Here is a 17,726-nt window from a genome sequence, read left to right on the forward strand (position 1 = left end):
TGGAACGCAAATGTCGCGCATAATTGAATCATTGAAAACAATGCGACCCCGAAGGGGTGGCGTGGAGTTGGGAGGCAGCATGCTGTTTTCCGCTGTGCCTGCTTCCCCCGCACTCTGGAGTCGTTAAGAAGAATTTTTCTGTGAAAGGGAAGTTGTGGCTACTAAAGACGGCAAGGCTGTACTCCACTACCCGGGCGGCGAGTTCGAGATGGACATCGTCAAGGCAACCGAGGGTAACGACGGTATCGCACTGGGCAAGATGCTCCAGGAAACTGGACTGACCACCTTCGACCCGGGCTACACCGCCACCGGTTCTACCGAGTCCAAGATCACTTACATCGACGGCGGTAACGGCATCCTGCGCTACCGCGGTTACCCGATTGAGCAGCTGGCTGAGAAGGCTACCTTCAACGAGGTTTCCTACCTGCTGATTCACGGCCACCTTCCGTCTGAGGAAGAGCTTGCGCAGTTCAACCACGACATTCGTCACCACACCCTGCTGGACGAGGACTTCCGTCGCGCATTCAGCATCTTCCCGCGTGGCGCACACCCGATGCAGACCCTGGCTTCCTCGGTCAACATTCTGGCTTCCTACTACCAGGACGAGCTGGATCCGCTGAACGAAGAGCAGCGCAACCTGGCTGCGGTTCGCCTGATGGCTAAGGTCCCGATGCTGGCTGCATACGCTTACCGCGCATCCAAGGGTGAGCCGTACATGTACCCGGACAACAACCTGAACGCTCGCGAGAACTTCCTGCGCATGATGTTCGGTTACCCGACCGCTGACTACGAGGTTGACCCGGTAGTGGTTGACGCTCTGGACAAGCTGCTCATCCTGCACGCTGACCATGAGCAGAACTGCTCCACCTCCACCGTCCGCATGGTCGCTTCCTCCGGCGCTTCCATGTTCGTCTCCATCGCTGCTGGTATCAACGCTCTGTCTGGCCCGCTGCACGGTGGCGCTAACCAGGCTGTTCTGGAGATGCTTGAGGACATCCAGCAGAACCACGGTGGCGACGCAACCGAGTTCATGAACCGCGTGAAGAACAAGGAGCCGGGCGTCCGCCTGATGGGCTTCGGTCACCGCGTCTACAAGTCCTACGACCCGCGTGCAGCTATCGCTAAGAAGACCGCTCACGAGGTGCTCCAGCACCTCGGCGGCGACGAGCTGCTGGATCTGGCTATGAAGCTGGAAGAGATTGCACTGGCTGATGACTACTTCGTCTCCCGCAAGCTCTACCCGAACGTTGACTTCTACACCGGTCTGATTTACCGCGCCATGGGCTTCCCGACGGACTTCTTCACCGTCCTGTTCGCCATCGGCCGCCTCCCGGGCTGGATCGCTCAGTTCAACGAGCAGGTCACTGACCCGGCATCGAAGATCAACCGCCCTCGCCAGATTTACACCGGCGAGACCGAGCGTGACTTCGTTCCGCGCGACCAGCGCTAAGGTTTCTAGCGATTACTGCGTAGGGGGTTCCTCGCAGGTAACTCAGCATAGAAAAGTCCAGCGTTGAAAACGCGAAAAGGCGCGTACTAGCCTTCGAAAGGTTGGTACGCGCCTTTTATTTTTCCTAGAATTCTAAGAAACCCCATTTAAGTTGGGTCCATTTACGTTGGGCTGAATACCAACTGTGAAAAAGCCAACTGTGATAGGAGATTGTCTTGTCCAAGCCAGAACTCACTGCTAAGTCCGGTCCGGCTCCGACGGAACTCGTCATCAACGACCTCACTGTCGGTGACGGCAAGGAGGCCACCCCGGGTGCTCGTGTCGAGGTCCACTACGTGGGTGTTGACTACGAAACCGGTGAAGAGTTCGACTCTTCCTGGAACCGTGGCCAGTCCATCGAGTTCCCGCTGAACGGCCTGATTGCCGGTTGGCAGGAAGGCATTCCGGGCATGAAGGTCGGCGGTCGTCGCGAGCTGATTTGCCCGCCGGAGAAAGCTTACGGCCCGGCTGGTGCAGGACACTTCCTGTCTGGTAAGACCCTGGTCTTCGTCATCGACCTGTTGGACGTTAAGTAAAAGTCCGCATGCTAGCTCTGTTGGCCGGCTGAGCTTCGCTTCGCGGTTCCTGCCCATCCCTCCGTCGGCGGTTTGCAGGATTTCCGGCGAAGAAAGTGACTGCGTTTATGACACTTCAGGCGTGAAAAATTGCCCAAAAGTGTCATAAACTCAGTCACTTTCTTGCTTTCTGAGGTTGGGGTGGGGGCTGAAGGCCCAAACCAGCCCCAAACCAGCCCCACGCCAGCCCCAAACCAGGCCCAGACCCCTTACTCACCCAGCGCGAAGCGACGGTAGTGGTCGAAACGTTGCTCACGGCCAACGCGAGCCGGATTCTTCTCCAGCTCCCAGAGGGCGTGCTCGATAGCACTCAGAGCACGGCGGGGCAGTTCGGCCGGATTCTCAGGTTCGGCCACAATCTCGTCGATGACCCCGGTCTTCAGCATGGCCTCGGCGCCAACGCCCTGCTCCTCCATCATTTCCGGGGCATGCTCGGTGTCTCGGTAGATAATCGCCGAAGCACCCTCCGGCGGCAACGGAGACATCCAAGCATCGTGCATTGCCAGCACGCGGTCAGAGGGCAGCATGGCCAGCGCACCGCCACCGCAGCCCTGGCCGAGAATGAGTGACACGGTCGGAACCTTCAAGTTCACCAGCGTGGTCAAGGTGCGGGCAATCTCGCCGGCCATGGCATTTTCCTCGGCGTCCTTGGTCAACTCAGCGCCTGGGGTGTCAATGACCGTGACCAGCGGAATGTTCAGGCTTTCCGCGATGCGCATCGCACGGCGGGCAAAACGCAGAGAACCCGGACCCATTGGATGCGTGCCCAGGGGTGGCTGATTATGGCGATCCTGGGCGACCAGAATCACCGGCCGCTCACCAATCCGCGCCAGGCGAGCCCGAACCGACAGCGACTTGTGGCCATCGCCAGTGCCGGAAATCGGCACGGAGCAGTCGACAAGGGCATCGATAATGTCGCCGCCACCTGGACGAGAAGTATCGCGGGTGCGCAGGATAGCTTCCCAGGTATCGCGACCATCAATGGCTGCTACTGGCGGTGGGGTGGGTTCGCTGGGGTCTCCGTCGGCAAGCACGTCGATGGTGCGGCGGACAGCGCCGCGCAGACCTTCGAGCGGAATGATGCCGTCGATAATGCCCTGCTTGAACAGGTTCTCGGAGGTCTGAACGCCTTCGGGCATGGGTTCGCCGGTAGCGAGCTCGACGACGCGCGGGCCGAGGAAGCCGAGAAGTGCGCCGGGCTCTGCGAAGGTGAAGTGGCCTGCCGACCCCCACGACGCCATGACACCACCGGTGGTGGGATTGCGCAGGTACACCAGGAATGGCAAGTGAGAATCCTTGTGGCGCGCCACTGCGGTGGTAATAGAGATCATGAGCGCGAACGCCGCAGTGCCCTCCTGCATGCGAGTGCCGCCCGAGGTCGGGGAGAGCAACAGCGGCAGCTGCTCCGCAGTCGCGCGCTCGATGCTGCGAATAATACGACGAGCGGTTGCGGCGCCGATAGAACCGCCGAGGAAGCCGAACTCAGAACAGATGACGGCGACGCGCTTGCCACCGACGGTGCCTTCACCGGTGATAACGGCCTCATCGAGACCGGTCTTCTCAGAGGCTCGGGACAGTGTGCCGCGGTAGGACTCGTCGATGTTGCCATGCTCGGGCGCGCCGTCCCAGGAGGTGAAACTTCCGTGGTCGAGGACGGTATCTATTACTTGTTGGGCGCTGATTCTAGCCATACCTCCACGGTAGTAAACAAGGGGTAAACCGGCTTAGTTGATGGTGGGCGGAAAGGGGTAGCGCTATTGTCGGAAAAAACGTGTCCGCACTACCGAGGAGTCGAACCAATGCCGATTACTGAGCGCCTCACCGAGCTGGCTGAACAGAGGCCAAACGTATGTGTCGTCGGTTCCATCAACGCAGACCTGACCGTCACCGTGAAGCGCCTGCCGCATGGTGGCGAGACTATCGAGGGCAGTCCTCTGCGCATTCTGCCGGGCGGTAAGTCGGCGAATCAGGCGGCGACGGCTGGAAGACTGGGCGCGGCCGTGGAACTGGTCGGCGCGGTCGGTTCGGATCCCAATGCGCAGTTGCTGCGCGACGCGCTTACCGACGCTCACGTGGACATCTCTGCAGTTGAGACCGTCGACTCTGCCACTGGTACAGCCATGATTGTCGTTGATGATGCGGCGGAGAATTTCATTGTCATCTCCGCTGGCGCCAATGGTGAAGTCGATGCTGAGATGGTGCGCAGTCATGCGGACAAGATTCAGCGGGCTGGGTGCCTCGGTCTGTGTCTGGAGATTTGTGATGAGGCTGTCCTGGCCGCCGCACAGATTGCCCACGATGCGGGTGTGCCGGTGGTGTTCAACCTGTCGCCGATTCGGGCGGTCAGTGAGGATCTGCTCGCGCTGGTCGATGTCCTCATTGTCAACGAGCACGAACTCGCAGCCATCATCGGCTCCGAGCGCGCGGTCGCCGGTTGCGAGCACGGTCAGTGGGATGCGGTTGGGCGCGCGCTTGCCGACGAACACGGGATTTCCACGGCCATTGTCACACTTGGCGGGGAGGGGTCTGCGGTCTTGAGGACGTCGGAAAGCGAGGTGGCAGTCACTCGCATTCCAGCGCTGCCCATCGAGGTCGTGGACACCACGGGCTGCGGTGATGCGTACATGGGTACGGTCCTCACCGCGTTGGCCGCGGGCGATGATGTGGTGACGGCAGCTCGTCTTGCGGCGGTGGTCTCGGCTCATGCGGCGACAGGCGTGGGGGCGCAGACCTCCTATGGCGAGACAGGAAAAATCGCGCAGTTTGCGGCGGACCATGGTCTATAAGGTGCGCTGCGCAAAGGCCTATAAGGTGCGCTGAGCAAACTACGCGATTGACGATTATTCGGTTTTAGGTGACCGTGGCCGAAGGAGCCACGCTCTTTTGGGCAGGGCTGGGGCTAGCTCTTGGCTGTCAGAGCCTTCTTCCAGCTGACCGCGGCACCGGTGCGCAGGACATTGCGCGGGTAGATCCAGGCGGCGAGTGCGATGACTGCGGCTACTCCCACAACCATGATTAGCAGCGAAGCCGCCAACTGGAGTGCGGAGAAGTTGCCAACGGCGTACTGCATCGGGGCAGTGGTGATGGAAACCGGTGGAATCCACGCTGCAATCTGCATGACGGTAGAGTCCAGCTTGCTCCAGCCAAACAGCGGAACATACATCGTGATCAGCGAGAAGACCAGTACCGGCATCTGTGCGCCCTGGAAATCTTCCATACGGCTGACCAAGGATGCGGAGGCTGCATACAGCGCGGCGAAGAAGAAGTAACCGAGGATGAAGCACGGGACCAGCAGCCAGACTGCGGACCACGGCACATCGAAGCTCTCCGCCAATCCGGTAATCATGAGGGCAACTGCGGCGCTGGCGGTCAGCACGCTCATCATGATGATGCCAGCCAGACCGGCGCCGAGGATCTTGCCAGCCAGCAGGTGCGCCGGGCGAACGGTCGAGAGAATGATCTCGATGACGCGGGAGGACTTCTCCTCGATGACGCTGGTGGCCACCGCGCCGCCGAAGACGAGGATGGCGGTCATCATGACCATCACACCAATCAGTGTGATGACCACTGCGGGCATCTTCTCGTCTTTGGCTTCATCCAGCGACTCCACCGACACGGCTGCGCTTTGAGTCTTGGAGAAAAACTCGCTGGGGTTGATTCCGTTTTCGCTGAGCAGCATGGCTTCATTTTGTTTCTGCAGCGATTCCTGCAGCATTGGGGCCAGCCAGGATGGGGCGTCGTCGGCAAGCAGCTTCCACGAGCCCTCCTTGCCTTCTGCGGTGTCGGGGACGAGAGCGGCGTCGGCGTCGCCGTCGGTGACGGCAGCGCGAGCGGCCTTGTCGTCTGCCGCGGACGTAATCTCCAACGGTGAGAGCGATGCTGTGGCAAATGCGCCGGCTGCGGCATCCGCGCCTTCAGCATCCTTTATTTCGGCGGTAGCGTCGGCGAGAGAGTCCGCGAACGGCGCTTCTCCGACGACCGCGATTTTTACGGTGTCATTATCGGACTTGGAGGTCATGTAGTCGGCAACGAAGATACCGCCGACGGCCGCCACTGCCATGATGATGAGCGTGATTAGCGAGCTTTTCTTCAGCAGATGCTCGCGGAGTTCGCGGACGAAAACAGTCTTGACGGCCGTTGAGGCGTTGTAAGTGTTGGTGCTCATTGCTGTACGGCCTCCTGGTAGAGCTCGGTAAGTGGAATTTGCAGAGGTCCAAACGAACGGACCGTTCCCGCTGCCATCGCGCTGTGTAGCAGCTTCTGGTCGGTGTCGGCGGGGGCGTTGGAATCGAGGTGAACGACGGTGGCACCATGGGTATCACGCTCCACGCTTGTCACGCCCTCGACGGAGGTCGCCCAATCCTGGGGCGCACCATCGAGCTTGACGACGAAAGCCCGTGGGCCCCGTGCTCGCAGCTCATCAACAGTGCCTTCCACGAGCATGCGGCCGTCGCGGATGATGCCGACGCGGTCACACATGCGCTCGACAAGGTCGAGCTGGTGGGAAGAGAACACAATCGGGGTGCCGCGGTCGGCGTACTCCTTGAGTACGGAGCTCATCACCTTGACCGCAACTGGGTCGAGACCAGAGAAGGGCTCGTCGAGGACTAGTATTTCTGGGTCGTGGACGAGGGAGGCTGCCAGCTGCACGCGCTGCTGATTGCCGAGCGAGAGCGTGTCGACCTTGTCGTTGGCGCGCTCGGTGAGACCGAGGCGCTCCAACAAGTTGTCGGCGTTGGATTCCGCGCGCTTGGTGGGCACACCGTGTATGCGAGCAAAGTAAATCAGCTGCTTGCGGACCTCATCCTTTGGGTAGAGGCCGCGTTCTTCTGGCATGTAGCCAATCGTGCGGCGCAGCGAGTCATTCATCGGGGTATCGCCGATGCGTACCTCGCCTTTATCGGTGGCCAGCACGCCCAGGGCAATGCGCATAGTGGTGGTCTTGCCGGCACCGTTAGAGCCGACGAAGCCGTAGATTTCTCCAGGGTGAACTTGGAAGCTCATGCCACGGAGAACCTGCAGGTCTCCGTAGGACTTCTCAAGCCCGTCAATAATGAGGCTGTTCATGGTGATCCTTAGATTGAGGAGTGAAGGGCAGAGGAGGGATATGAGTTTTTGAGCCCGTACTAGTCGTCGCGCAGATTCCAGGCGTAGACGACGGTGGGCAGCGTGGAAATGTAGAGGAAAGCGATAATTCCGAAGATTCCGAAGCTGTACGGAATGTAGTGTCCCCAGTCAGGTTGCGCGTTCAGGACATAGGTGCCCACCAGAACGAGAGCGAGGAAGGTCACCAAGCCGAAGTAGGTGAAGCAGCGATATGTCAGCCCCCGCAGGTTCAGAATCTGTTCCTGCTGGTATTCGTCCAGTAGCGAGGTCGGTGCGCTGTCAACCATGTCGACTGTGATGTTGAGGCTGGTCCAGACGACGACCATAATGAGGGAAATCACTGGCCAGAGCAGAGAAAGCCATCCCGGGAAAATATCGGTCAGGCTACCGAGAAGCGCGATGCCGCTCAGCAGCATCAGCACAAGGCACACCTCGAATGCGATGACCAGCTTCCGCCGCGCCGCCTGGTTGCGCCACTTGGGCAACCAGCTCGACATCTGCTCGACACGCTTTGTGTACTTCGCTTCGCGCCGGGCTTCTAGCTTTTCGAAAAAGTTCGGTGTTGCGTCTTCAGTCCGAATAGCTGGCATCGTTAGCTTTCCTTTCGGTATAGGGCAGAGGACATGGGCTTGAATTCCTCGCGAGAAAACACCGCCTCAACGGGGAGATCGAACACCGCGCAGATGCGAAATGCCAGATCCAAGCTGGGGTAGTGGTCACCTCGCTCCAACGCGCCAATCGTTTGAGGATTGACCTCTACTTGTTTGGCTAGTTCGGCTCGGCTGAGTCCGTGTTCTGCCCGCAGCACTGAAATTCTGTTGAATATCGGTTCTTTGGGTTTAATCTTTGGGGACACACTCCAAAGTGTTATATAAACACAACGCTACGTCAACTGTTTGCAACAAAATGAAGCGCACTCACCTTTCTAAACCGCAGGTCAGCGGGGTAGAAAAAATCTAAAAAATTTTCAGTCCGTACACTCGGTTGGCATGACCACACTCAATCTGAAGTACGATGCAGCGACAACCGGAATTGCCAACGTGGAAATGGTCGATGGCAACGCCATCCCGATTCTGGGGTTCGGTACCTACAAGCTTGACGATGAGCAGGCGCGCGAATCCGTGCGCTACGCCCTGGAAATCGGCTACCGCCACATCGACACCGCATCGCTCTATCGCAATGAGCGAGGGGTTGGGCAGGGTATTGCTGATGCGGTCGCTGCGAACGTCGTAAAGCGTGAAGATATCTTCGTGACCACGAAGGTCTGGAACGATGCGCAGGAGACGGCGGCGACGCGCGAATCCGTGCAGGCATCTTTGGAGCGGCTCGGCCTTGACTATGTTGACCTGGTGCTTGTGCACTGGCCGGTGGAGAAGCAGGGGACGTTTGGGCAGTGCTTCGACACGCTGCTAGAGCTCAAGCGCGAGGGGCTGATTCGCTCGGTTGGTGTGGCGAACTTCTACCCAGAGGTCCTCGACCAGCTCTCCGAGGTTCCGGTGGTCAATCAGATTGAGCTGCATCCGCAGTTCCCGCAGGATGAGCAGGTTGTAGATGATCGTCGCCGCGGTATTGTCACGCAGGCTTGGTCGCCGTTGGGGCGCGCGAAGTACTTTGAGGGCTCGCCGATTGCTGAAATCGCAGATCGCCTGGGTAAAACTCCCGCCCAAGTTGCTATCCGCTGGCACCTTCAGCGTGGCATCGTGGCCATCCCGAAGTCGGGCACGCCGTCGCGCATCAAGGAGAACTTTCAGGTCACCGACTTTGAACTCACCGACGAGGACATGGAAACGATTGCGTCGATGGCGCGTGCCGACGGGCGCCTGAGCGGCGACCCGCGGGTATTCGGCAACGAATAAGCGAATTTAGATTTGCTTATAGCCCCATCACTATTGGTGTTTCGCGGGTAGCCTAAATGCTATGACGAACCCAGCATCTGAAATCCGCGTCGAAGCCGACGGCGCAATTGTCACTATCACCATCGACCGAGATCATAAGCGCAACTCCCTGACTGCCGACGTGTGTCGTGACATCGCCGATGCGGTGGAAGCTGCCGCTGAGGTTCCAGAGCAGCGCGTTATCCTGCTGCGCGGCGAAGGCCGCGCTTTCTGTGCGGGCGCCGACCTGAGTGGCCAGCACCATGAAGATTCCTTCCACGAACAGCTCCGTCGAATGCTGCGCACAATCGAGGCCAGCCGTCTGGTGGTTATAGCGGATGTGCAGGGGCCGGCTGTCGGCGCTGGGATGCAGCTGGCGATGGCGGCCGATTTGCGCGTCGTGGGTGAGCGCGGCTGGTTTATGATTCCGCCGGTCAAGCTCGGTATCGCTGTCGATGCCTGGACAATTCGCCGCGTGCGCGTCCTCGTCGGCGGTGCCCGTGCCCGCACTATTCTGTTGGCGGCCGAGCGCATGGATCAGGAAGCCGCCCGCGGTTGCGGTCTGGCTTCCTACCTCGGTGGTCCGGACAAGGCGGAGGAGGTAGCGCTTCGTATCGCCACCTACGCGCCCCTGTCGCTGGCCTACCACAAGGCAGTGCTCAACGACGATGAGACGCATAGCCCGTTGAAGGACTACCAGCAGGAGCTCTACAACACGGTGTGGGCTTCCGAGGATGCTGCGGAGGCATCGAAGGCGCGAGCCGAAAAGCGCGAACCAAATTTCATTGGCAAATAGGTCGAATAGGTTCAGCAATTAGGCGAATAGGGTAGGCAGGCATGGGCTCGTGGAAAACTCCCGACAGTGGTCTTACTCAACAGCAGGTCCAGCAACGCATCGAGTTGGGGCACGTCAACGAGCTGCCGCCAACATCCGGGCGCAGTGTGTGGGACATTATCCGTGCCAATGTGTTTACCCGGATTAACGGTATTCTCGCTGTTTTATTCGCAGTCGTGCTCTATACCGGCTCAATCGTCAACGGTGCCTTTGGTCTGCTGATTATCGCCAACTCTATCGTCGGCATCATCCAAGAACTGCGTGCCAAGCGCACACTGGACAAGCTTTCCATTGTCGGCCGTGCAAAACCCATGGTCATTCGCGACGGGGAGCCTGCTCGCGAGATCGACCGCGAGTCCGTCGTCCTCGACGATCTCATCGAGGTTGGTCCCGGTGACCAAATCGTCGTTGACGGTATTCTCCGCTACGCCTCTGACGTGGCTGTCGATGAGTCCTCTCTCACCGGTGAATCCGATGCCGTCGATAAGAGCGTTGGGGACATGGTCTACTCGGGTTCCTCGGTCGTGGTGGGGTCGGCGCGATATCAGGCCACCAAAGTGGGCAAGGAGGCTTACGCCGCCAAGCTCGCAGCTGAGGCCAACAAATTCACGCTGACTGATTCCCAGCTCTTCCGCGGCATCAACAAGATCCTGACCTACATTTCCTGGATTCTCATTCCCGTCGGCGCCTTGGCAATCTATACGCAGCTCTTTGTCGCCGGCGATGATTTCAACGATGCGCTGCTGGGGATGGTCGCCACGCTGGTGCCCATGGTCCCTGAGGGGCTTGTCCTCATGACCACCATCGCATTTGCCCTTGGGGTGGTGCGCTTGGGGCGACATCGCGTGCTGGTCAATGAGTTGCCCGCCATCGAAGGTCTCGCGCGTGTCGACACCGTGTGTGTCGACAAAACTGGCACGCTCACCGAAAATGCGATGCAGCTAGTGGAAGTCGACATCGTATCGGGTGACGGTACCTCCCGCGATGAGGTCGACTCCGCACTCATCGATCTGTGCAAGCTCGACGATCGCCCCAACGCAACGGCTCGTGCACTGCTCGATGGACTTGCGGACGCAGGGGACGTCGTAAAGCATGAACAAACCAAAACCCGCCCCTTTACCTCGGCGAATAAGTGGTCGGCGCTGACGTATCACGGCGGTGCGACGTGGGTTTTCGGCGCGCCCGATGTGCTTGTCGACGACTCCGCGGTCGGCATGCAGAAAGCTCGGGAGCTTATGGAGAAAGGACTTCGTGTGCTCCTGCTCGCGCGGACCTCAGTTGGGGCAGATGACCTGCCCGGCGGTGCGCTGCGGAAGAGTGGCGAGGTGGAGTTGGAGCCAGTCGCACTTGTCGTGCTGGGGCAGAAGGTGCGTTCCGATGCGGCGGACACGGTGGCCTACTTCTATGAAGAAGGCATCGAGGTCAAGGTCATTTCTGGTGACAATGACCGCTCCGTGGGGGCTGTTGCACGTGAGCTGGAAATGGAGGGGGCTAACAATCCTGTCGATGCGTCTGAGCTTCCGGTCAGCCGCGATGAGAATAGCGAAGCCAAGCCCACCGAGATCCGCAACGAGTTCGCAGACATTGTGGAGTCGCGGCAGATCTTCGGCCGTGTCACGGCGGAGAATAAGCGCGATATGGTTCATGCGCTGCAGTCGCGGGGGCATCATGTGGCGATGACCGGTGATGGTGTCAATGATGTGCTGGCGCTGAAAGCGGCGAACCTGGGCGTGGCTATGGGGGATGGGGCGCCGGCGACACGTTCGGTTGCGCAGTTGGTGCTGTTGGATAATCGCTTCGCCATGATGCCGATGATTGTGGCGGAGGGGCGTCGCGTCATTGGCAATATCGAGCGTGTGGCCAACCTCTTTTTGACGAAGACCATCTACTCGGTGGTGCTGGCGCTGGCTGTGGGGCTGTGGGGGATGGATTATCCATTCGAGCCGATTCACGTGACGATTACGGGTTGGTTCACAATTGGAATCCCGGCGTTCGTGCTGTCGTTGGCTCCTAACTTGGAGCGTGCGCGCGATGGTTTCGTGCGGCGCGTGTTGCGCTTAGCGATACCGGCGGGCATCACGGTGGGGTTGTTGACCTTCATGTTTTGGTTGTGGGCAAACCCGGGAGTCGACGCCAGCGATGAGGCACGAGGGGAGGCGTCTACTGCGACCCTCATTGTGCTGATTGTTTCGGCATTTTGGGTTTTGGTGGTCGTGGCTAGGCCATACACCTGGTGGAAGGTTCTGTTGCTGGCGGTATCGGCAGGAGCCTACCTGTTCATCTTCTCGGTTCGTTCAGTGGCCACAGTGCTTAATCTGTACTGGGTAGGGCGGGAGCTGTTGATTCCCGCGCTGATCGTGGGGGCCATCGGCGCGGTCATTATCGAAGCGCTGTGGTGGTGGCGTCAGAGTAAGCCATTGCCGGAAGAAGCGGAGAACACGAGTACAACGGCGTAAATGGGGGTAGTAAAAACGGCGCCTAAGTATGCAGGTAATGGCGTTTTTGGGGGTGCCTTAAGGCTCGCTGAGAAGTAGTTAGCCGCATTTAACTTCTTTGCTAACTGTGTTCCAGGTAACTTTGTTTCCACACATAATGAAAAATGTGGTGCATGGCACACCCTCGGGGTGGCTGTGCTGGACCTCATTACGAACACCTGCATAACTTCCTGGAAAGGATTAGCCCGTGTCCGCAACTCCCTTGCCGGCAGACCGGCATAAGCCACAGGCGGCCGAGTACCGCTACGTGCAAAACTCAGCGCAGTTCCAAGAGCTCCGCTCTACATTCCGTTCTTTCGCCATCCCGATGACCGTCGCAGGTCTGGTGTGGTACATCGCATTCGTTCTGTTTGCGACGTTCGCGCCAGACCTCATGGCGACTCCCGTACTGGGCAATATCAACCTGGGCATCGTCCTTGGTCTGCTCCAGTTCGTGACCACCTTCGCCATCACCTGGGTGTACATCAACTTCGCCAACAAGAAGCTTGAGCCGATGCAGGCAGAGCTGCGCGAGGCACTGGAAAGCGGAGAAATCGCTGAAATCGTCGCAAAGAAGGAGGCATAGACATGCTGACCAGTTTCTTTGCTGCAGATGACACTGCAGCAGCAGGTAACCCGATTCTCAACATCGCGGTCTTCGTCGCCTTCATTGTTGCGACCATGTTCATCGTTACTCGAGTGGGCAAGGGCGGAAACAAGGGAGCATCGGACTTCTACACCGGTGGTGCACAGTTCTCCGGTACCCAAAACGGTCTTGCCATTGCAGGTGACTACCTCTCGGCGGCTTCCTTCCTCGGTATCGTCGGCGCCATCGCGCTGACTGGTTACGATGGATTCCTTTACTCCATCGGCTTCTTCGTAGCCTGGCTGGTCGCGCTGCTGTTGGTTGCAGAGCCGCTGCGTAACGTCGGTAAGTTCACCATGGCCGACGTGCTGTCCTTCCGTCTTAAGCAGCGCCCGGTACGTACTGCGGCTGCTATCTCGACCCTCGCGGTGACCCTGTTCTACCTCATCGCGCAGATGGCCGGTGCAGGTTCCCTGGTCGCCGTGCTGCTCAACATTCACGACTCCACTCAGCAGTCCATCGTTGTCGCGGTCGTCGGCATCATCATGGTTGCTTACGTTCTCATCGGTGGTATGAAGGGCACGACTTACGTGCAGATGATTAAGGCCGTCCTGCTGGTCGGTGCTGTCATCATCATGACCCTGATCATCCTGGTTGGCGTTAAGGGTAACTTCTCCCAGCTCCTGCAGGACGCAGTGGACATGCACGCGAGCTCGGATCACATCGCCGAGAAGGGCTACGAAGCCTCCGCCATTCTTGAGCCGGGTCTGAAGTACGGCGGCTCCTTCGTTCAGCAGCTGGACTTCGTCTCTCTGGGCCTGGCACTGGTCCTCGGTGTTGCTGGTCTGCCGCACGTGCTCATGCGCTTCTACACGGTGCCGACTGCAAAGGAAGCTCGTAAGTCCGTGACCTGGGCAATCATCCTCATCGGTGGTTTCTACCTGTTGACCCTGGTACTCGGTTACGGCGCCGCCGCACTTGTTGGTCCGGACCGAATCAACGCCGCCCCGGGCGGAGCCAACGCTGCAGCTCCGCTGCTGGCCTTCGAAATCGGTGGCTCCATCTTCATGGCAGTGATTTCCGCAGTGGCGTTCGCTACCGTGCTGGCCGTGGTCGCTGGTCTGGCAATTACCGCTTCCGCGTCTGTCGGCCAGGACCTCTACCAGGCCGTGATCCGCAAGGGACAGGCCACGGAAGCCGAGCAGGTTCGTGTCTCCCGCATTACCGTAATCGTGCTGGGCGTTGTCGCCATTATCCTCGGCATCCTGGCCATGGGGCAGAACGTCGCCTTCTTGGTGTCGCTGGCCTTCGCAGTGGCAGCATCCGCAAACGTACCAACCATCCTGATGTCCCTGTTCTGGAAGCGCTTCAACACCGCAGGCGCAGTTGCCTCCATGTACACCGGTGTCATCGCCTCGCTGGTTCTGATTATCTTCTCCCCGGCAGTTTCCGGCAGCGAGTCCTCGATGATTCCGTCGGTTGACTTCTCCTGGTTCCCGCTGACGTCGCCGGGTCTGCTCGCAATCCCGCTGGCGTTCCTGGCTGGCATCATCGCCACCTACATGGGCAAGCCGGATAACTTCGATGACCTGGCAGCTGAGATGGAAGTTCGCTCCCTGACCGGTGTTGGCACCGAGGCTGCGGTTGATCACTAATAACCACTGCGTCCTTGGCTGGCAACGCTGCCCGAACAGCTCAGCCAATCGCAATTAACTGAATAGACAAATGCAAGGGCCCCGTTATCGTCACTGGTAGCGGGGCCTTTGTGGTGGCCGCGGGGTCGTCGTCAAGCGTGTGCGAATCAGTGCATGATAGTTAATGGACGGGCCTGTTGCCCTGGCTCCGCAGGGGCTCGCGGAAGCGAGCACGGAGTCTTAGATATAAGGTGGGAAGGTAACAATCTGGTTTGCCCCACCGCAATAATTGGAGTGTGTATGACTGACAATTCTGGCGCTTCTGAGAACAACAATTCTTTCCGTAGCGCCCTGCATGATGAGCACGTAAGCCTTGGCGCAGAAATGCGCAATGTTGGTGGCTACGAAGTGCCGTTCCGCTACTCTTCGGAAATTGCAGAGCACAACGCAGTGCGTGAGGCCGTTGGTGTTTTCGACCTGTCGCTGATGGGTATCATCCGCGTCACTGGTGAGGATGCGGCGGCGTTCCTTGCACACTCCCTGATTTCGGCAATCAAGCCGCTGGCGTTGGGTCGTGCCAAGTACACCATGATTGTGCAGGAAGACGGCGGCATTATTGATGACCTCATCATTTACCGCCTCGGTAGTCACGAATTCATGCTGGTGCAGAATGCCGCAGCCGCTGAAGATGTGTACTCGACGCTGCGCGAGCGCGTTGGTGGCTACAACGTCGAGGTTGAGCGCATGAATGACAAGAATGTGCTCCTGGCCATTCAAGGGCCGAAGGCTGCGAAGCTTCTGCGCCGTCTGTTGCCACAGGATCTGCACGCGACTCTCGATGGCATGAACTACTACTCTTGCACTCTGCTCGAGGTCGCAGGTGTGGAAATGATTGTTGCCCGAACCGGCTACACCGGTGAGGACGGCTTCGAGATCTTCCCGCCGGCTGACCGCGCCGTCGAGGTCTGGCGTGCAATCATTGCAGCAGGTGGCAAGGTGGAAAACCCGGAGGATCCGGCTGACAACGGCGCTGACCTCGGCCTGCTGCCGTGTGGTCTGGCCTGCCGCGACACCCTGCGTCTTGAGGCTGGTATGCCGCTCTATGGCTACGAGCTGACTCGCGACCGCACTCCGCTGGAGGCCGGCCTGAAGTCCATCATGGGGCCGACCAAGGGGCAGTTTATTGGTCGCAACGCACTGATTAATCGTCCGCAGTCGAAGGAGCTACTGGTTGGTCTGCGTTTCTCCGGTGATGAAGCTCCCAAGCGTGGCACCAAGCTCATTGATGCGGAAGGTAACGAGGTTGGCGTGCTGACTTCCGCCAAGGTGTCGCCGACTTTGGGGCACCCCATCGGTTTTGCATACGTTCAGCGTTGGCAGTCCTCCACTGGCACGGAGCTGACCGTTGAAGGCGCCGACATTACCGCCACCGTCGTTCCGACGCCGTTCTACAATCGCCGTCACCGCAAGTAGGGGAGCGCGGGTGCTCCGCCGCATTGTGGCGGGCTCAGATCTGTTCAGGTTCGTCTCTTCGTATCTGTTGGGTAAATAAAAAATCCGCTGCAGTATTGTTGCAGCGGATTTTGGTTTTTAGGGCGAGCTAGCGCACCTTACCTAACTAAGTCCCGAGCCGACGAACCTCGCAGCCAGAGACGAACCTAGCGGAACAGGCCGGTGAGCCCATGATTATCTTCGCTTGGCTGCTCTTCCTGCTCCGATTCCGATTCTGTCGGCTCGCCGGAGGTTGTCGGAGTCGTTGAAGTATCGGGCGGCGTGGAAGTATCAGAGGTCGTCGAGCTCTCCGTCTCACTTGTCTCCGTTGTGCTCTCGCTCGGAGTCGTCGGCTCAGGTTCCTGAGGCAGTGGCTCAGTGGTCGTCGGAGTAGTGGAAATCCACATTTGCTGCGATGTCGGGTTCGCGGGGGTTTGCTGCAGCACCGTCCATACTTCCTGCTCGCCGACTTGTGCGCATTCAAGATTCTGGCCGTTGGCGCTCATTCGTATTTCCCCGGTCTGGTTCGGGCACAGCTGCCCGATGCGCGGCGTACCGCCTTCTCGAACCTTTGGTCCGGTCGTCGTCGGCGAACTCGTCGTCGACACCGTAGTAAGTTGGCTTGACGACGAGGTTTGCGTCGCGGCAACCTCCTCGCTTTCGCTGTTGGCGCAGCTGGTGGCCGTGGCTGCGAAGGTGAGGAAGCAGCAGGCCAGCGCCAGCTGCCGGCGGTTCTTGCGCCGGACGGCAGTGAGTTTAGGGTGCTGTACGGCTGACAGCTGAGTTCGCGTATTCACATCCATCTCACTTTCTGGGCTTCTCGGGCCTGCGTCGCGTGGTTTAATTCTCGGCTTTCTGGGGCGGCGTCTCCTGAAAAACCACTGGGGGTGCCAGCTATAGGGGAACTTGCCAAGTTATTGGCAAGGTAGTTGCTGACACCCAATAGATAGGTTGATTCAACCGGCAACTATACAGTCAACTTTTCGATTTGCATACTGGATGCTTCTAATCGTGGCAGAACGGGTGCGGTAGGGAAAGGCAATTCGTCTGTGAAGTCATAAGTGGTTTTGATAGCGTGTGTCCCATGTATCGGCGCACCCCGAATCGATTCCCCGTAAAGAGTAATGCGGATTTGTTCGCTCGGCGCAGTGGCGCGTGGATACTGGATTCGTTCCTTGTAGGAATCTTTGTTGCCATCATTATGGCACTTGGCAAACTTGCGTGGGAAGCAGCCATGGCGAACTGGGCGCTGCCGAGTCCGCCAGAGTTCAGGATTTTGTATGGTGTCATATTCCCAGCTGTCTTTTTCTTTGTGCGCGTGGTTGCAGAGGCTCGCGGTGAACAGACGTTTGGTAAAAGCGCATTTTTGCTACACGTTGTTCCAGCGCGGAAAGCAGACTCTGGGGCAACTCCGTTCGAAGTCGCTCAGCCAGAGGGAACATCGGAGCTCGAATCAGGAGACGATTCTTGGCACAGAGGTTGGCGGGCAGCGGTACGTAATTGTTACCTATTGTCGCTGATTTTCTTGCCTACGGGTTTTGAGCCAAACGTTGAACTGTTTTTTGGTGTCCTGATGATTTGGGTTGCTGTTTGCCGCTGGCACCCATTCGACTGGTTGGCAGGAAAACGCGTCGTTGTTGAAAGGCGTAGCGAGCGCTAACG

Annotated in this window: 16 protein-coding genes; 10 read left to right on the forward strand and 6 right to left on the reverse strand. The window is 58.9% G+C overall.

The features are described from left to right. The first annotated feature begins 154 nt into the window (after nucleotides 1–154). Together CRD13_RS08380 and CRD13_RS08385 are read left to right on the forward strand one after the other, a co-directional pair. Nucleotides 155–1,450 (forward strand): citrate synthase, encoded by a 1,296-nt coding sequence (locus tag CRD13_RS08380; RefSeq protein ID WP_016423307.1) that lies wholly within the window; start codon nucleotides 155–157, stop codon nucleotides 1,448–1,450. A gap of 215 nt (nucleotides 1,451–1,665) precedes the next feature. Continuing rightward, nucleotides 1,666–2,025 carry an FKBP-type peptidyl-prolyl cis-trans isomerase gene (locus CRD13_RS08385; protein WP_005511805.1) on the forward strand — a complete coding sequence of 120 codons (360 nt, stop codon included), beginning with the start codon at nucleotides 1,666–1,668 and terminating at the stop codon, nucleotides 2,023–2,025. 248 nt (nucleotides 2,026–2,273) lie between these two features. Here the strand turns inward: CRD13_RS08385 and CRD13_RS08390 are convergent, their stop codons facing one another. After that, nucleotides 2,274–3,755: a carboxyl transferase domain-containing protein gene (locus tag CRD13_RS08390; RefSeq protein WP_070545912.1), complete on the reverse strand. Its 1,482-nt coding sequence runs from the start codon at nucleotides 3,753–3,755 to the stop codon at nucleotides 2,274–2,276. 108 nt (nucleotides 3,756–3,863) lie between these two features. On the opposite strand from CRD13_RS08390, the gene CRD13_RS08395 reads away from it, so the two are divergent. Then, nucleotides 3,864–4,850 carry a ribokinase gene (locus CRD13_RS08395; protein ID WP_016423305.1) on the forward strand — a complete coding sequence of 329 codons (987 nt, stop codon included), beginning with the start codon at nucleotides 3,864–3,866 and terminating at the stop codon, nucleotides 4,848–4,850. Nucleotides 4,851–4,963: 113 nt separating this feature from the next. On the opposite strand, the gene CRD13_RS08400 is transcribed toward CRD13_RS08395, so the two are convergent. From CRD13_RS08400 to CRD13_RS08415, 4 genes are read right to left on the reverse strand one after another with little or no spacing between them, the layout of a single operon-like run. Continuing rightward, nucleotides 4,964–6,229: an ABC transporter permease gene (locus tag CRD13_RS08400; protein WP_016423304.1), complete on the reverse strand. Its 1,266-nt coding sequence runs from the start codon at nucleotides 6,227–6,229 to the stop codon at nucleotides 4,964–4,966. Continuing rightward, entirely contained in the window at nucleotides 6,226–7,131 is a 906-nt protein-coding gene (locus CRD13_RS08405; RefSeq protein ID WP_187401519.1) for an ABC transporter ATP-binding protein, read from the reverse strand. Before CRD13_RS08405 ends, CRD13_RS08400 begins: the two co-directional genes overlap by 4 nt. A 59-nt stretch (nucleotides 7,132–7,190) precedes the next feature. Beyond that, a complete protein-coding gene (locus CRD13_RS08410; protein ID WP_016423302.1) occupies nucleotides 7,191–7,760 on the reverse strand; it encodes a hypothetical protein in 570 nt (189 codons plus the stop codon). Nucleotides 7,761–7,762: 2 nt separating this feature from the next. Next, on the reverse strand, nucleotides 7,763–8,026 hold the full coding sequence (locus CRD13_RS08415) for a helix-turn-helix transcriptional regulator (RefSeq protein ID WP_042388879.1): 264 nt from the start codon (nucleotides 8,024–8,026) through the stop codon (nucleotides 7,763–7,765). 133 nt (nucleotides 8,027–8,159) lie between these two features. Between CRD13_RS08415 and CRD13_RS08420 the strand changes: the two genes are divergently transcribed. From CRD13_RS08420 to gcvT, 6 genes are all read left to right on the forward strand, one after another. Continuing rightward, nucleotides 8,160–9,026, forward strand: a complete 867-nt coding sequence (locus CRD13_RS08420) for an aldo/keto reductase (RefSeq protein WP_187401520.1) — start codon at nucleotides 8,160–8,162, stop codon at nucleotides 9,024–9,026. A gap of 61 nt (nucleotides 9,027–9,087) precedes the next feature. Next, nucleotides 9,088–9,840, forward strand: coding sequence for an enoyl-CoA hydratase (locus CRD13_RS08425; protein WP_016423300.1), 753 nt, complete (start codon nucleotides 9,088–9,090; stop codon nucleotides 9,838–9,840). A 41-nt stretch (nucleotides 9,841–9,881) separates the two neighbouring features. Next, nucleotides 9,882–12,335, forward strand: coding sequence for an HAD-IC family P-type ATPase (locus CRD13_RS08430; RefSeq protein WP_016423299.1), 2,454 nt, complete (start codon nucleotides 9,882–9,884; stop codon nucleotides 12,333–12,335). A gap of 226 nt (nucleotides 12,336–12,561) precedes the next feature. After that, on the forward strand, nucleotides 12,562–12,939 hold the full coding sequence (locus CRD13_RS08435; protein ID WP_016423298.1) for a DUF485 domain-containing protein: 378 nt from the start codon (nucleotides 12,562–12,564) through the stop codon (nucleotides 12,937–12,939). 2 nt (nucleotides 12,940–12,941) lie between these two features. Then, nucleotides 12,942–14,594 (forward strand): cation acetate symporter, encoded by a 1,653-nt coding sequence (locus CRD13_RS08440; RefSeq protein WP_016423297.1) that lies wholly within the window; start codon nucleotides 12,942–12,944, stop codon nucleotides 14,592–14,594. Nucleotides 14,595–14,873: 279 nt separating this feature from the next. Continuing rightward, the gene (gene gcvT / locus CRD13_RS08445; RefSeq protein WP_016423296.1) at nucleotides 14,874–16,046 is read left to right on the forward strand and encodes a glycine cleavage system aminomethyltransferase GcvT; all 1,173 of its coding nucleotides are present in this window, start codon (nucleotides 14,874–14,876) and stop codon (nucleotides 16,044–16,046) included. Nucleotides 16,047–16,231: 185 nt separating this feature from the next. Here gcvT and CRD13_RS08450 read toward each other — a convergent pair whose 3' ends face one another. Beyond that, complete coding sequence (locus CRD13_RS08450) at nucleotides 16,232–16,867, reverse strand: hypothetical protein (protein ID WP_048733659.1); 636 nt, start codon at nucleotides 16,865–16,867, stop codon at nucleotides 16,232–16,234. Between the two features lie 281 nt (nucleotides 16,868–17,148). Between CRD13_RS08450 and CRD13_RS08455 the strand changes: the two genes are divergently transcribed. Beyond that, nucleotides 17,149–17,724 carry an RDD family protein gene (locus CRD13_RS08455; protein WP_070545928.1) on the forward strand — a complete coding sequence of 192 codons (576 nt, stop codon included), beginning with the start codon at nucleotides 17,149–17,151 and terminating at the stop codon, nucleotides 17,722–17,724. Nucleotides 17,725–17,726 lie beyond the last annotated feature (2 nt).

The sequence above is a fragment of the Corynebacterium sp. LK26 genome, assembly GCF_014335085.1.
Taxonomy (GTDB): domain Bacteria; phylum Actinomycetota; class Actinomycetes; order Mycobacteriales; family Mycobacteriaceae; genus Corynebacterium; species Corynebacterium jeikeium_D.